The sequence below is a fragment of the Shewanella sp. HN-41 genome (genome assembly GCF_000217915.1).
GTDB lineage: Bacteria > Pseudomonadota > Gammaproteobacteria > Enterobacterales > Shewanellaceae > Shewanella.
This window is the reverse complement of record NZ_AFOZ01000046.1, coordinates 196,041-210,180: the sequence shown is the minus strand read 5'-3', so window position 1 is coordinate 210,180 and position 14,140 is coordinate 196,041. Positions and strand designations below refer to the sequence as shown.

The window sequence follows — 14,140 nt, the reverse complement described above, 5'->3', positions numbered from 1 at the left end:
TTGTATATACAAGCTAGGATTGTAGCCGCAATTTTGAAGGTTTGAAAGAGCACCTAGCCCCTAGAATTTTATACCGAGGAAATGTTTTGGCTATCCCTAAGTTTGCAGAAATTAAGCAATACATTATCACCTGTATTGAATCGGGTGAGTGGGAAGAAAACGCCCGCGTGCCTTCTGAGAATCAGCTGGCCGAGCTATTTACCTGCAGCAGGATGACGGCGCGGCGCGCATTAACTGAACTCACAGATAACGGCGTGCTGGAGCGATCCCAGGGGCTGGGCACCTTTGTGGCGGGGCGGAAGTCGCAATCCTCCATGCTCGCCATTCGCAATATTGCCGATGAAATCAAAGACCGAGGTCATGGTTACAGTGTGCAGCAGTTAGCACTGAGACAAGTGAATGCCAGCGCGCCCATCGCCATCGCACTGGCGCTGGAACTCGGGAGTCCGGTGTTTCATTCGGTGTTAGTGCATTGCGAGCAGGGCGTGCCGCTCCAAGTCGAGGAGCGTTATGTGAATCCTGCCTTCGCACCCGACTATCTGGCGCAGGACTTTAGCGAACAGACGCCCCATGAATATCTGTCGCAGGTGGCTCCGCTGACCGAGGCGCATCACACCATAGAAGCGATTATTGCCAGTAGCGAATTGCAACAGAGGTTGGCGATTCCCGCCACCGAACCCTGTTTACAGATTTCGCGCCGCACTTGGTCACGCCAAGGGGTGGTGAGTTTTGCCAAATTAGTACACCCAGGTAGCCGCTTTAAACTCGGCGGTCACCTGACATTCAATAAATAACAGCACGCGATCAGAGGTTAAGGCTTATGGCATTCATCCGATGGTTAGCGACAAAAACACAATAAAAACAATAGCACTTAGCCAAAAGGCGAGTGAGTTCAACAGGTTGAAAGAGGACATCTCAATGGACAAGCGACACGATCCAAGCCGCCGCATTATTGCGCCCCATGGCAGCCAATTAAGCTGTAAAAGCTGGTTAACCGAGGCGCCAATGCGCATGTTAATGAACAACTTACATCCCGATGTGGCCGAGCGCCCAGAGGATTTAGTGGTTTACGGCGGTATCGGCCGCGCAGCCCGTGACTGGGACTGCTACGACAAGATTATCGAAGTGCTAAAACGCCTCGAAGACGACGAAACCCTATTAGTGCAATCGGGCAAACCTGTGGGCGTATTTCGCACCCATGCGGATGCGCCGCGCGTACTGATCGCTAACTCTAACCTAGTGCCACATTGGGCGAACTGGGAGCATTTCAACGAGTTAGATAAATTAGGTTTGGCCATGTATGGCCAGATGACCGCGGGTTCTTGGATTTATATCGGTACCCAAGGCATTGTTCAAGGTACTTATGAGACCTTCGTTGCCGTGGCAAAACAACATTTTGGTGGTGTGGCTGCCGGTAAGTGGATCCTCACCGGTGGTTTAGGTGGCATGGGCGGCGCGCAAACACTGGCGGGTACTATGGCTGGCTTCTCTGTGCTCGCCTGTGAAGTGGATGAAACCCGTATCGATTTTCGTCTGCGTACCCGTTACGTGGATAAAAAGGCGACTTCATTAGATGAAGCCTTAAGCATGATCAACGACGCCAATGCTGCTGGCAAACCCGTTTCAGTCGGCCTGCTGGCTAACGCCGCCGATGTGTTTGCCGAATTGGTTAAACGTGGCATTACCCCTGATGTTGTTACCGACCAAACCTCTGCCCACGATCCGCTGAACGGCTATTTGCCACAGGGCTGGACCATGGCGCAAGCGGCTGACATGCGGAAAACCGATGAGGCTGCCGTCGTAAAAGCGGCTAAAGCATCGATGGCGGTGCAGGTGCAAGCCATGCTGGATCTGCAAGCGGCAGGCGCAGCGACCTTAGACTATGGTAACAATATTCGCCAAATGGCCTTCGAAACCGGCGTTAAAAACGCGTTCGATTTCCCAGGTTTTGTGCCTGCCTATATTCGTCCACTCTTCTGCGAAGGTATCGGTCCGTTCCGTTGGGTGGCGCTATCTGGCGATCCTGAGGATATCTACAAGACCGACGCCAAAGTGAAGGAGCTGATCCCCGATAATCCACACCTGCACAACTGGTTAGATATGGCCCGTGAGCGTATCGCCTTCCAAGGTCTGCCAGCGCGTATCTGCTGGGTTGGTTTAAAGGACCGTGCGCGTTTAGCCCAAGCCTTTAACGAAATGGTGAAAAACGGCGAGCTGTCGGCGCCCATCGTGATTGGTCGTGACCACTTAGACTCAGGCTCAGTCGCCAGCCCTAACCGTGAAACCGAATCTATGATGGACGGTTCAGACGCAGTATCTGACTGGCCATTACTGAACGCCCTACTGAACACTGCCAGCGGCGCAACTTGGGTATCCTTGCACCACGGTGGTGGTGTCGGCATGGGCTTTAGCCAACACTCGGGTGTGGTGATCGTGTGTGACGGTACTGAGGCCGCGGCTAAACGTGTTGGCCGTGTGCTGTGGAACGACCCCGCGACAGGCGTGATGCGCCATGCGGATGCGGGTTATGAGATCGCGAAAAACTGCGCAAAAGAGCAGGGCTTAGATCTGCCCATGCTTAAAGACTAACTGTTCAACACAAACCGTGAAAAACAACGACAAGAATACGGATGTAAAAATGAAATCAGTCAATCATTTAGTATTAACGCCCGGCAACTTAAGCTTGGCACAATTGCGTGAAATCAGCCGCCATAAGCTGACACTAGAACTGGCACCAGAGGCAATCACCGACATCAACACCAGCGCGCAAATCGTGCAAAAGGTGTTGGATGAAGGCCGAACGGTTTACGGCATTAACACAGGTTTTGGTCTGTTAGCTAACACTAAAATTGCCCCAGAAGATCTGCAATTACTGCAACGCTCTATCGTGTTATCCCACGCGGCTGGCACGGGCCAATATATGCAGGACGCCACTGTGCGCCTGATGATGGTGTTAAAGATCAACTCCCTGAGCCGTGGCTTCTCTGGCATTCGTTTAGAGGTGATTAACTTCCTTATCAGCCTAGTGAATGCCGAAGTTTATCCCTGCGTGCCTGAAAAGGGTTCGGTAGGCGCCTCCGGCGACTTAGCACCGTTAGCCCATATGTGTCTGCCGCTGCTGGGCGAAGGTGAAATGAGCTATAAAGGCGAGTTAATTTCCGCCGCCGAAGGCTTAGAAATTGCTGGCCTCAAGCCCATCGATTTAGCCGCGAAAGAAGGCTTAGCCCTGCTTAACGGTACTCAGGCTTCTACGGCACTGGCGCTGGAAGGGTTGTTCCACGCCGAAGACTTATTTGCCGCCAGCTCTGTGATCGGTGCTATGAGTGTCGAGGCCGCCATGGGTAGCCGCAGCCCGTTCGACCCACGTATTCATGCCGCCCGTGGTCAGAAGGGACAAATTGATTCGGCCATGGTGTTCCGTCATCTGTTGGGTGAAGAGTCTGAGATCAGCTTAAGCCACATCAACTGCGAGAAGGTGCAAGATCCTTACTCACTGCGTTGCCAACCACAGGTACTTGGCGCTTGCTTGACGCAAATTCGCCACGCGGCCGAAGTATTAGGCACTGAGGCCAATGGCGTGACCGATAACCCGCTGGTATTCCAAGATACCGGTGACATTATCTCCGGCGGTAACTTCCACGCCGAGCCTGTCGCTATGGCGGCGGATAATCTGGCGATTGCGATTGCCGAGTTAGGCTCTATTGCAGAACGTCGTATTGCGTTGCTGATCGATTCTAGTCTGTCTAAACTGCCAGCATTCCTAGTGAAAAATGGCGGCGTGAACTCTGGCTTTATGATCGCCCAAGTGACAGCGGCGGCACTGGCATCCGAGAATAAAACCTACGCCCACCCTGCATCGGTAGACAGCTTACCCACCTCGGCCAACCAAGAAGACCATGTTTCTATGGCCACCTTCGCGGCGCGTCGTCTGCGGGATATGAGTGAAAATACCCGCGGCGTATTGGCGGTTGAGCTATTGGCGGCGGCCCAAGGTCTGGATTTCCGGGCGCCATTAATGCCAAGCAAAGCGGTGGCGCAGGCGAAGGCCGAGCTACGCGAAGTGGTCGCCTACTATGATAAAGACAGGTACTTCGCACCAGATATCGAGGCGGCAACGGATCTGCTGTATACCTCAAGTTTTAATGCTTACTTGCCAAAGGGCACACTGCCAAGCTTTTAATTAAGGTATAAGCATTAAAAATAAAGAAAAAGGCACAAACTTATCGTTTGTGCCTTTTTAATTTATGGGTGAGGAGATGGGCCTTCACCTCAATATTGGGTGTCGTAAGTCTAAGATTAGCCCTTGCAATCCGCGGGTAAATACTCGTCGGGAATACCGCTACTGCTGCACACCCAAGTGACATTGTCTTGCTCATCGACTTGGGGTGATAGATACACCTCATAGTCTTGGTAATCCCCTAGGGCTTCGCCTCCAACAAATCCGACTATGCCATCGGTGTAGAGATTGAAAGTGGCCAGTTGCGCATCCGTGAGCCCTAGGACTTCCAATTCCGTCGGCCAAGCTTTGTGGGCCTGGTAGTAGGCCGTTAAGGTGTCGGTAATTGGCGTTAATGATTGATGCAATTGTTCTATATGCTTAACCGCAGCGTCAGTGTCGGGAACGGTTAAGGTTAAAGACTGAGCTTCATCCGCTGGCGCCTCATAACTCACACCCGCGCCCATCTTTTCTTGGTATTCCTTATAGGCGGGAATCGCCACCGCGGCGGCAACACCAATAATCGCAGCAAAAATAATGAGTCCACCGCCTGCTGTGCCCATACGCGGCATAAAGAGGCTAAATACAAACGCCCATGCACTGCGTGATGGCGGCGTGTATTCCGTTCCTTGCGCCTTGGCTTGGACTCTCGCCATACGTTTGGTTAGCCAAGGATAGCTGCCATTAAGCTCGTGCAGTGACATCCAAAATCCGCTCGATTCTTGGGTTTGGCGAATATATTGATCCACATTCATGCGTTTCCATTGCTCAACCCCGGCCGCCAATACGGCAACGGCATTGGTGGCCGAGCGTAAACTGTTGCAGCAGCGCAGCCCGTGGAGATCGCAGGTATATTCACAGGCGCGGGAATAGGCTGCACCTATGAGGGGCAACCAAGTGGCAAACACTAATAAAGGCGCTTTGCCTATATGATTGCGGCGAATGTGGCCTAGCTCGTGGCCAATATAGAAATTGAGGGCATCTTTATCTGACTCAAGCGCATCCACAATCGATGAGAACAACACTATATAGTGGCGTCCAAGGAAGCGGGTGGCCAAGGCATTAAGCATACCGTCGGCGGCCAGTAAGTAGGCCCTTGGTGGTTCTTTTATTTCTAAGCGCGCGCAGCATGCTAAATATTGTTTATGTAAATCAGGGAATTGCTCCGCACTGATCTCAACTGCAGTACCTTTTAAGTAACTAATAAAGGCGGAATGGCTAAAGAGGTAGATTATGAAAAATGCCAATACATAAATGAGTGCGACACCTAAGGTGCCTATGATCAATCCTGCCCAGACGAGCCCTGAAATAATGGCTAACAGAGTGAACAGCGATTTTTCCTTCGAATAGACAATATCCGTCATCTGAATGGGATTATCGTTCCCTGCGGTAATAACTTGTTCCATGTTGATCCTTTTCCTAGTGAAGTGACAAACGGCGTGAAAATAGTCAATTTCACTAGGAAATTCAATCAATATAAACAGAAATATTCAACATATTTTGTACACGTTAAATTAAATCTGTTTTTTGCTGGCAGGCATGACTGTTGCTGTCCCTTTTTTAATGGCTTCTTGGACGAGGGCTGTCACCTGCTTTTCTGCTTGGTTGACCAGTTGTTGATGAACCATGCTGAGTTGTTCCATCTCCTTGCCGAGAACTTCCATCGACTCGCTCAGATCATCGATTTGTGATTTGACCTCAGGGTCTTCTTCACCAGAGGTGAGATTGAGTAAGAGTTTGTTCGTTTGGGCGCTGATAGCATCGCCTTTTTGCTGCATTTTTTCGCCCACAGCCTGCATTTTATCCCCATGTTGTTGCATTGGAATAATGGCGCTTTTGATTTGGTCGACCAATACAGGATCGGTGATCACATAGGCTATGCCAGCGCTCTTGAACCACAGGTAATCCGTTTGGTAAGGATTACCTTGGCGTGTGAGTTTTTCCCAATCGTCTCGATTACCCGCGCCTACCGTCATCTCGCCATTTTTTTGCACATAGATCCATGAAAAATCAGGTTGGTTTTGGCTTATGACAGAAATATTGTGTTGAGCTGCTTGGCTCGTTTGCTGGGTAGCCCAGAGTGTGGCTGGGGCTAACGCGAGGATAAAAAGGCTGCCAATGATTTTAGTAGTTGCATTCATAGTGTCTCCTTGTGTTTAAGCGGAATTTACAGCTTGCATCAGCTAAGCATCTCTGTGGTTATTCAGTATTTATGCCATGATTTTTTATATTATTTATCAGTGCGATAGCTTTGTGGTTGTCCGAATGGTTCCTGCGTCGAGGCTCGAGTGTGTCCGCTAATGTGTCCGAGCGGTCAGTGGACACTTTTTACCTTAGTGTGCCAAAGGTATATTTCACGCTTATCTGGTTAACCCAGTGCTGAGTAGGGGAACGCTAGGATTATTTGGGGAGAGCAAGCTTAGAAGAAGGTTTGCAAGGAATTGAAAGCCAGCTTTCAATTCCTTATCTCTGTAGGTTAAATCAGCGAGAGTTGATTTCAGTGATTTTGAGATTGATAAGCTGTTTCTGCCATTGGCTTTTATCTATGCCTTCTACCCAAATAACAGGGCTCTTACGTTGCTCACCTTTACGCAAATAAGTCTCTGGCATGCGGAAAATGGCTTCCCATACTTCGAGTTTCTCAGTTTTGAGCAAAGTACCGTCGTCGGCAAAGAAGCTGGCTTCGACTTCAACTAAGGTCACATGCTCACCGCTAGTGCTGGCAAGTTCGAAGCTAAGGCCGAGTTTATCGCCCTTCCACTGGCTGTCGGTAAAGCTGACTTTAATACCGTCTTTGGCGGTAGAGCCTAAGAGTTCGGGTCTGGCTATGGCGTTGGCGGTAAGGGTCGTGACTGGTGCGGTAGTTGCAACGGCAGTTTCAGCAACGGCGGCGCTCGTGGCGACCACAGGGGCATTTACCGCTGGCGCTACGGCTTGGGGGGTTAATACCGCTGCGGCCGCTTTGGTTTCTGTCACCACATATTCCCAGGTAAAGTCGTCTTTAAGCCGGACTTGGGCACCATTTTCAAGGGTGATTGTTGCAACATCGGCCGCGATAGCCGATGACGATAGCAGCAACAATGAGCTAAGTACGCTAAGGCGTAGTGAAGTTTGCATTAGATTTCAGGCTCCGATAACCGTCTGAGTCAATATTCTGCCCTAACATAAACAATTTACTGCGCATTAGTCACTGCCTAAGTCGCATTTGGGGGAATAAAGTTGATTTTTATCGTAGGATACAACTTGAGTCGCATGACAGTGGCATTAACCCGCATAACCTATGCTAAATAACGCCGACTCAGTGCTGGAGTTATACCCGGCACTGAGTATGAGATGCTCGGTGAGCCGGTATCTAAAACCCGCTTCGGCGCCCCATTGAGTAGTTTTATCTTCTTCCCAAGTGGGGTTGCCATCGACAATTCTGGGTGAAATATTGTTGGTATAAGCTGTGGTGCTAATGTAGGCACTGCCGCCCGCATAAAAGCTTAAATCCTGAGTAAAACTGTAGCTTAAACCTAAACGCCAGAGGCTGTCTTGGCGGTTGGACTGCGCGGGTTCTGGCACGGTAATATCGGTTTCGCGGCTGCGGGCATAACCTAAGTAATAACCCCATTGCTGATAATTATCATCGAAATGATAGGGGGCTATTGTAATACCGTAGAGACTATCCTCGTTGGGGACGTAGTCGAGCATCAGCGCGATATAAGGGGTATTCTCAGTGACATCCGACATAACAGATGGCAGTGAAGTGTTATACTCGGCCGCTCTAAGCGGTTGGCATAGACTCAACAGTCCAATGCTCAGGCAGGCTAGCGGATATGAATAGCGACACATGGGATGAGTTCCTTGGGACCAGATTGAAGATTGTTCATTTTCCTTTGTGTTGGGTCAATTCAAAATGATAAAATCTCTTTTAAAATAAGTGTTTGTAAACTTTTTGTGGCTCGATTGGTGTTGTTTATGGGGTGGTGTTTAACCGAGAACAACTCGAGCATTACCTTTGTATGGGTTTGTTGCACTAGCGCCTAAGTTGGAGTGGTATTGTGGATCAGGAAATGCGCCTCGAAATATCGAGATGGTTTGCGAGTCTAGGAATAGACAGCCAGCCGTCGGATGGCATATCGACCAGTGTGATGCTGCTGGCATGTGTGCTGTTAGCGGCAATCGCTTATTTTATTATGCGTCGCGGGGTCATTCGCGCGGTGAATATGGTGATCCAGCGTTCTAAGGTGACTTGGGACGATGTGTTTATGCGCTATAAAGTGCTCGAAAAGCTCGCCATGCTAGTGCCAGCGATAGTACTGAATTTATTGGTACCTATCGCATTAACTGAGCACCCTGTATTGAGTAGTCTCGTCGATCGCCTACTGAGCATTTGGCTGGTGGTGCTGATGATCCGCGCCATTTACGCCGGCCTAGATGCGGTAAATGAAATCTCAGATATAAATTTAGTCAGTCGACGTTTACCGGTGAAGAGCTTTGTGCAGCTCACTAAGTTATTCCTGTTCTTCGTGGGGCTTATAGTTTCGATTTCAGTGCTGGCCGATCAATCTCCCGTGTATTTCCTCAGTGGTTTAGGGGTAGCGACGGGTTTTGTGATGTTGGTGTTTCGCGACACTATTTTAGGCTTTGTGGCGGGTATTCAGTTAGCGGCAAACCGTATGGTGAGCAAGGGCGATTGGATCCAGATGGACAAATACGGCGCCGATGGGGCCGTGGAGGAAGTGTCATTAACCACGGTCAAAGTGCGTAACTGGGATAAAACCATCACTATGATCCCCGCCTATGCCTTAGTGTCGGATGCGTTCCGTAACTGGCGGGGTATGTCGGAGTCGGGTGGCCGTAGGATTAAACGTGCGGTGAATATTGATATCAACAGCATTAAGTTTTTGACCGAGGAAGAGCGGAATCGTCTCAGTAAAATCAATTGTTTAAAAGAGTATTTTCCCGCAAAAATCAATGAGATCCGTGAGTCTAATGCTAAGGTTTCCGATCTCGATATGATAGTCAACGGTCGCCATCTGACTAACGTGGGGACTTTTCGCGCTTATCTGCAAGAATATCTGCAGCGTCACGATAAGGTGCACAAGGACATGACCTTAATGGTGCGCCAGCTCGCACCAACGACCGAGGGGTTGCCGATCGAGATTTATATCTTCACTAACGATACCCGCTGGGCATTTTATGAGGCGATTCAAGCCGATATCTTCGACCATATCTTTGCGGTCCTGCCGGAGTTTGGTCTACAGGCCTTCCAAGCGCCAACGGGTAACGATATTCGCAGTTTAAAAGCCGTTAAGGTCGATTAATACTGTGATAGCGGCACAGAATACTGGACCGCTAGTGTTTTGCATCTGGGGCATAATCGGGGATAACTTTCGGATGACGGCCCTTAATGTGACGGTAAAAATTTAAAATCACACCCATATCTTGGACAATGTCCCCACTGGGTTGCAGTGGGGTATGGATCACCACAGTGCGGCGGCTAAAGTCTAAACCTACGGGAACTATGGGTACTCCCGCCTTGCTGGCAATATGGTAGAAACCGCATTTCCAGCGTTTAACGGGGCTGCGGGTTCCCTCCGGGGCTAACGCCAGCTTGTAGTCGGGTTTAGACTCAAAAAGTTGTACGGCAGAATCGACTAAATTATTGTTTTTTCTTCTATCTACCGGGCTTCCGCCTATGGCGCGAAAGAACCAACCCCAAGGTGGGATAAATAACTGGTGCTTACCGAGAAAGTGAATTCGAGTATTTAAAGCACCACGGGCGAGGACGCCAATAATAAAATCCCAGTTACTGGTATGGGGCGCCACTATCACAATGTATTGCTTCAGTATGGGTAGCTCCCCCTCAATCTGCCACCCGAAAATCTTCAGTAGCCAGCAGCATAATCTTGTAAACATAGTTCAGTGCTCAGAGTCGAAAAATTAATAATATCATTAGCTTTTTTGAATTATAAATCGGCTTAGACAAGATAGTCTGTACCGAATTAGCTATAGTACAGTCTAACCTGATTCTTAGGGAGCGATACTATGCTGATGAAAGGATGGATAAAAAAATACATTTTGCAGGGGTCCACTCTGTTGTTACTGCTACTGAGCTGTTATGCCAGTGCGGTACCCTCGGATGAGATCGCCCAGATGCTGAAGGGACAGGAAGATGCGTGGAACCGCGGTGATCTCGACGCTTATATGCAAGGTTACTGGAAGAGTGGCCAATTGCGATTTGTTTCTAATGGTAAATTTCGTTACGGCTGGGATGAAACCCTTGCCGCCTATAAGAAAAACTACCCGAACAAGGCTGCCTTAGGGGAACTTAAGTTCACTATTGCGGAAATCAAGATGCTTAGTAATTATGCGGCTATGGTGGTGGGGCGTTGGGATTTACACCGTCAAAAGGATGCACCAACGGGGGTGTTTACCCTCTTGGTGGAAAAGATTGATGACCGCTGGGTGATCACTATGGATCACAGCTCAGATTAATGGGCTCAGATCAGCGCTGCGAACACTTAGGTTCAACGCGTGCTGTTGGCAGGGTAAAGTGAAAATCCTGCTGCCCGAGCCGTCTGCCTTTGCCATCGTATCTTACCTCGGTAAAGTGGATCGTACCCAATACATCTTCGAGCAAAATACTGGTGGAGCGGGTGCCGTAGTCGGGGTGACGAATATAAATTGCTGCTAAACGCCGCTCCCATTCGAGCCCGACACCTGTGTTGGGTAGCTCACTATCTTGGGGCTGGGAGTCGTCCTGCATCAGTTGAATAAGTGCCTGCACGTCTAAGTGGCTCGCCTGTCTGATCAGGGTTTCTAATGCCTGCTGTCCCTTGGCCATTTTAGGCCAAATATCATCGAGGGCACCATTGCTAATCGCATGGAAACCATCGGTTAATTTTCCTGTCTCCCGCTTAACGCTGTTAAAACAATACAGATCGGTGCCTTGGCCAAAAACCATATTAAAGGGTTGATAATCATCGCAATGTTCGGCGAGCCAGTTAGGGCAAATCAGCGAGCCTGAACTCAATGCTTTAGTGATAAGTTCGCCGCGGCTGCGTATGGCTTCTTGGTGCTTCTGTGGCATGCGTAAGTTGGTTACGCCCGCAACTTGACCTTGCTTATTCACACCGAACCAAGTGCCACCCGCCTGTAAATCCTTACCCGCGAGTATATTTTGCTCCGGCGGCCAAATATGCGCCGGCGCCGTTGGCCTGTGGTGGAATTCATCGCGATTAGCGCAGATGATCAGGGGATACTTAGGATGAGCATTAAGGGCGACGAAGAGTATGCACATGATAGGCTAAATTAATCCAACGATAGGATTAACTTAGCCTGTCTACCCACAAATGAACAGCATTAGTGGTGGCTGTGTTTATCGGCGTGAGCCTGCTGTTCCTGTGCCGATGACGGGTGTGCGTGTTCATGGCCGTGGGAATGTCCATGGGAATGCTCATGGCGGTGGGGGACTGGTTTTACCAACATCAGGCGGCGTAAAAATTTCCGAGGGCCTAAGCGCAATAAACTCGCGGCAAAGAGTCCAGATAGCATGAGTAATGCGACTAGATTGATGGTTTCCGGCAATGTTATCAATGAGAACCACATAGGCAAACGCAATGCAGCGATTAAAGCTACAGCAATTATCGCCAGCAAAATGCCTCTCTGTGCCCATGTCATCAATTTTAGCTGGGCAATATTGAGTACCGGTGCGGCTATCAAAGGCAGCATGATCGCCAGTGGGCTCCAACCGCTGTAAGCGAGGGCTAGCGCGAGCACTGCTGCACCTAAGTTACAGAAACGCATAGGTAAAAAGACTAACAATAACACTACGACCTGTAGCATTGGATTACTTAAGGGGACAGATGGATGGCCGATTAGATTGACCAGCACTAGGCTGAGTAAAATCCAAGGCGCACTGCGGTCAACTAAATGGGCAAAACCAAAACGCAGGGCTTGGCTTGGTAATTTAGTGTGGGGATCTGTGATTTCAACCTGAGTGTGGCTCAAATAAGCACTCAGGATAAAAATCACCAGCAGCTGGAATAGTGCCAGCCAAGGGCCGAGCAATAGTCCGGTGATAACCAGCGCCTCTGGGCCTGCTAAGCGTTGGAACCAACGACGGAACAGGCTGCTGTCCTGTGGCGTTAACCCCCATTTAAAACGCAGCGTGGCGACGGCATAACTGAGCAGGAGTACGGGGGCGATAGTCATTAGCCAAGTCATCAACTGCTCTGTGCTATGGTCGTGGTGGGCATGCTCGTGGCCACCTGAATCCATCAACAGCAGTGCCATTAATAGTCCAATTCCCAATAAGCTGCCAATGCCAGCCTGATATTCGTACTGACCCTGCTTATCGGTATCGTGTTGGCCGTGGGGTTGATGCAGTACTACATGCAGAATCGAGCCAGTGACAAAGGCCTGTAAATAGACGGTGTTATCTAGGCTGAGTTGCGATAATAGTTGTTCGCCCGCAAAGTAACCTACGCTGGTGAGTAGCATCATGGCACTGAGCACTAAACTTGCCCAACGGGTACCGACCTGGGGTTTGAGTAGCCACCAAATGGCTAGACCAACGGGAAGACGATGCAAAATCACTCCAAGGGCGAGTAGGCTAGAGTTACCCTCCTGTTGCGCTAACACCATAGCTCCACCATCGGTGATGGTATGCAGTAATAGTCCACCAATCCCAAGTGATAGCGTGAGATTATGGGTGATTTCAGAATAGCGATGGAATAAGCGTTCGCTGGCCGTCGGCCCCCATAAACCCAGTACCACAAAGACGATCGCCAGCAGGCCGCCATGTTCCAGTAGTTCCGGCAAAATATGGATCAGCACTAATCCGCCTAAGGAGACGAATATAAAGCCATCAAGCCCCTTCTGTAGCCCGCTGCCCGATGAAAAGTAGCGGTAAAACAATGGACCGATTAAGAGTGCAATACAACTAGCAAGAAGATAGAGCATGAATTCCACGGAAATTTACTGAAAAAACGCCATAGTATACCAGTTGTAACACAAATGAGCAGCGACTTGGCGGCAATTTACCAAACTGACATTTTTATGTCGAATTGGAAGGGGACATTTTATTTACTTTCGTCATTTAGCGGATAAATTTTCAGATCTACGGCGAGAAAAGGTTATACAATATGGGCTTATGTTGGCTTAGGCGTTGATAAAGTTAAATGGATATATTTTCTGCAGCGGTAATGTTGTTTCTGATCATGGATCCCCTCGGGAATTTGCCAATTTTTGCGGCGATTCTTCGGCATATCGATCCGAAAAAGCGCCGTAGGGTGCTGATCCGCGAGTTACTCTTTGCATTAGTGATCATGCTTGCCTTCCTTTATGCGGGTGAAGCTATTCTAAGTTTCTTAAATCTTCGTTCCGAATCCGTGAGTATTGCGGGCGGCATTATTCTGTTTCTGATCGCCATTCGAATGATTTTCCCCCAACCCGGCGGCGTTGTGGGTTTGGCCGCAGGTGAAGAGCCGTTTATCGTACCTATGGCGATCCCGCTAATGGCGGGACCATCGATTCTTGCGGCGCTGATTTTACTGGCGCACACCGACAGCTCCCGTATGGGGGACTGGACCATAGCCTTAGTCTCAGCCTGGGGAGCGAGTGCGATTATCTTAATGTTCTATAAGCTCTTTACCCGCATGTTGGGTGAAAAGGGATTAACCGCCGTTGAACGCCTAATGGGTATGGTACTGGTGATGATATCGGTACAAATGTTCCTCGATGGCGTTTCAAATTACATGAAAACCGCGGGTTAAAATGCCCCTAAATAGCCGTTTCGAACGGTAGATCACTTTATATGGTGAGCATCGCACAGTGATACGCTGCGAACGTGAGCCATGGAGCGAACTGGCTTTTGTGTAGGGATGCACTTGGCGCGGAGAAGCCCCCAGAGAAGCCCCCAGAGAAGCCCCCAGA

General features: G+C 49.6%; 13 protein-coding genes. 6 read left to right on the top strand and 7 right to left on the bottom strand.

All coding sequences use genetic code 11. The features are described 5' to 3' along the window. Positions 1–86: 86 nt before the first annotated feature. The 3 genes from hutC (at position 87) to hutH (ending at position 4,180) form a co-directional block, all read left to right on the top strand. Complete coding sequence (gene hutC, locus SOHN41_RS19045; RefSeq protein ID WP_007652210.1) at positions 87–794, top strand: histidine utilization repressor; 708 nt, start codon at positions 87–89, stop codon at positions 792–794. Positions 795–918: 124 nt separating this feature from the next. Beyond that, positions 919–2,589, top strand: a complete 1,671-nt coding sequence (hutU, locus tag SOHN41_RS19040; protein WP_037459701.1) for a urocanate hydratase — start codon at positions 919–921, stop codon at positions 2,587–2,589. A gap of 49 nt (positions 2,590–2,638) precedes the next feature. Further along, on the top strand, positions 2,639–4,180 hold the full coding sequence (hutH, locus tag SOHN41_RS19035; RefSeq protein ID WP_007652206.1) for a histidine ammonia-lyase: 1,542 nt from the start codon (positions 2,639–2,641) through the stop codon (positions 4,178–4,180). A gap of 116 nt (positions 4,181–4,296) precedes the next feature. On the opposite strand, the gene SOHN41_RS19030 is transcribed toward hutH, so the two are convergent. The 4 genes from SOHN41_RS19030 to SOHN41_RS19015 all read right to left on the bottom strand — a co-directional run bounded on the left by SOHN41_RS19030 (position 4,297) and on the right by SOHN41_RS19015 (position 8,050). Next, on the bottom strand, positions 4,297–5,622 hold the full coding sequence (locus SOHN41_RS19030; protein WP_007652204.1) for a M48 family metallopeptidase: 1,326 nt from the start codon (positions 5,620–5,622) through the stop codon (positions 4,297–4,299). Between the two features lie 108 nt (positions 5,623–5,730). After that, positions 5,731–6,357, bottom strand: a complete 627-nt coding sequence (locus tag SOHN41_RS19025) for a hypothetical protein (protein ID WP_007652203.1) — start codon at positions 6,355–6,357, stop codon at positions 5,731–5,733. Between the two features lie 340 nt (positions 6,358–6,697). Beyond that, on the bottom strand, positions 6,698–7,333 hold the full coding sequence (locus SOHN41_RS19020; RefSeq protein ID WP_007652201.1) for a DUF3157 family protein: 636 nt from the start codon (positions 7,331–7,333) through the stop codon (positions 6,698–6,700). 147 nt (positions 7,334–7,480) lie between these two features. After that, positions 7,481–8,050 (bottom strand): outer membrane beta-barrel protein, encoded by a 570-nt coding sequence (locus tag SOHN41_RS19015; RefSeq protein WP_037459699.1) that lies wholly within the window; start codon positions 8,048–8,050, stop codon positions 7,481–7,483. Between the two features lie 209 nt (positions 8,051–8,259). Here SOHN41_RS19015 and SOHN41_RS19010 point away from each other — a divergent pair, with 209 nt between their 5' ends. After that, positions 8,260–9,525 (top strand): mechanosensitive ion channel family protein, encoded by a 1,266-nt coding sequence (locus SOHN41_RS19010; protein WP_007652198.1) that lies wholly within the window; start codon positions 8,260–8,262, stop codon positions 9,523–9,525. Positions 9,526–9,556: 31 nt separating this feature from the next. Here the strand turns inward: SOHN41_RS19010 and SOHN41_RS19005 are convergent, their stop codons facing one another. Then, complete coding sequence (locus tag SOHN41_RS19005) at positions 9,557–10,120, bottom strand: lysophospholipid acyltransferase family protein (RefSeq protein ID WP_037459697.1); 564 nt, start codon at positions 10,118–10,120, stop codon at positions 9,557–9,559. Between the two features lie 129 nt (positions 10,121–10,249). Here SOHN41_RS19005 and SOHN41_RS19000 point away from each other — a divergent pair, with 129 nt between their 5' ends. Continuing rightward, a complete protein-coding gene (locus SOHN41_RS19000) occupies positions 10,250–10,699 on the top strand; it encodes a YybH family protein (RefSeq protein ID WP_007652193.1) in 450 nt (149 codons plus the stop codon). 10 nt (positions 10,700–10,709) lie between these two features. Here the strand turns inward: SOHN41_RS19000 and SOHN41_RS18995 are convergent, their stop codons facing one another. Next, the gene (locus tag SOHN41_RS18995) at positions 10,710–11,504 is read right to left on the bottom strand and encodes an NRDE family protein (protein WP_007652192.1); all 795 of its coding nucleotides are present in this window, start codon (positions 11,502–11,504) and stop codon (positions 10,710–10,712) included. A gap of 62 nt (positions 11,505–11,566) precedes the next feature. Continuing rightward, the gene (locus SOHN41_RS18990; RefSeq protein WP_007652190.1) at positions 11,567–13,168 is read right to left on the bottom strand and encodes a hypothetical protein; all 1,602 of its coding nucleotides are present in this window, start codon (positions 13,166–13,168) and stop codon (positions 11,567–11,569) included. Positions 13,169–13,386: 218 nt separating this feature from the next. On the opposite strand from SOHN41_RS18990, the gene SOHN41_RS18985 reads away from it, so the two are divergent. Further along, positions 13,387–13,980, top strand: coding sequence for a YhgN family NAAT transporter (locus SOHN41_RS18985; RefSeq protein WP_007652187.1), 594 nt, complete (start codon positions 13,387–13,389; stop codon positions 13,978–13,980). Positions 13,981–14,140 lie beyond the last annotated feature (160 nt).

Coding starts and splice junctions, on each gene's coding strand:
- hutU (WP_037459701.1), top strand. CDS start 919: ATGGACAAGCGACACGATCCAAGCCGCCGCATTATTGCGCCCCATGGC.
- hutH (WP_007652206.1), top strand. CDS start 2,639: ATGAAATCAGTCAATCATTTAGTATTAACGCCCGGCAACTTAAGCTTG.
- SOHN41_RS19030 (WP_007652204.1), bottom strand. CDS start 5,622: ATGGAACAAGTTATTACCGCAGGGAACGATAATCCCATTCAGATGACG.
- SOHN41_RS19025 (WP_007652203.1), bottom strand. CDS start 6,357: ATGAATGCAACTACTAAAATCATTGGCAGCCTTTTTATCCTCGCGTTA.
- SOHN41_RS19020 (WP_007652201.1), bottom strand. CDS start 7,333: ATGCAAACTTCACTACGCCTTAGCGTACTTAGCTCATTGTTGCTGCTA.
- SOHN41_RS19015 (WP_037459699.1), bottom strand. CDS start 8,050: ATGTGTCGCTATTCATATCCGCTAGCCTGCCTGAGCATTGGACTGTTG.
- SOHN41_RS19005 (WP_037459697.1), bottom strand. CDS start 10,120: ATGTTTACAAGATTATGCTGCTGGCTACTGAAGATTTTCGGGTGGCAG.
- SOHN41_RS19000 (WP_007652193.1), top strand. CDS start 10,250: ATGCTGATGAAAGGATGGATAAAAAAATACATTTTGCAGGGGTCCACT.
- SOHN41_RS18995 (WP_007652192.1), bottom strand. CDS start 11,504: ATGTGCATACTCTTCGTCGCCCTTAATGCTCATCCTAAGTATCCCCTG.
- SOHN41_RS18990 (WP_007652190.1), bottom strand. CDS start 13,168: ATGCTCTATCTTCTTGCTAGTTGTATTGCACTCTTAATCGGTCCATTG.
- SOHN41_RS18985 (WP_007652187.1), top strand. CDS start 13,387: ATGGATATATTTTCTGCAGCGGTAATGTTGTTTCTGATCATGGATCCC.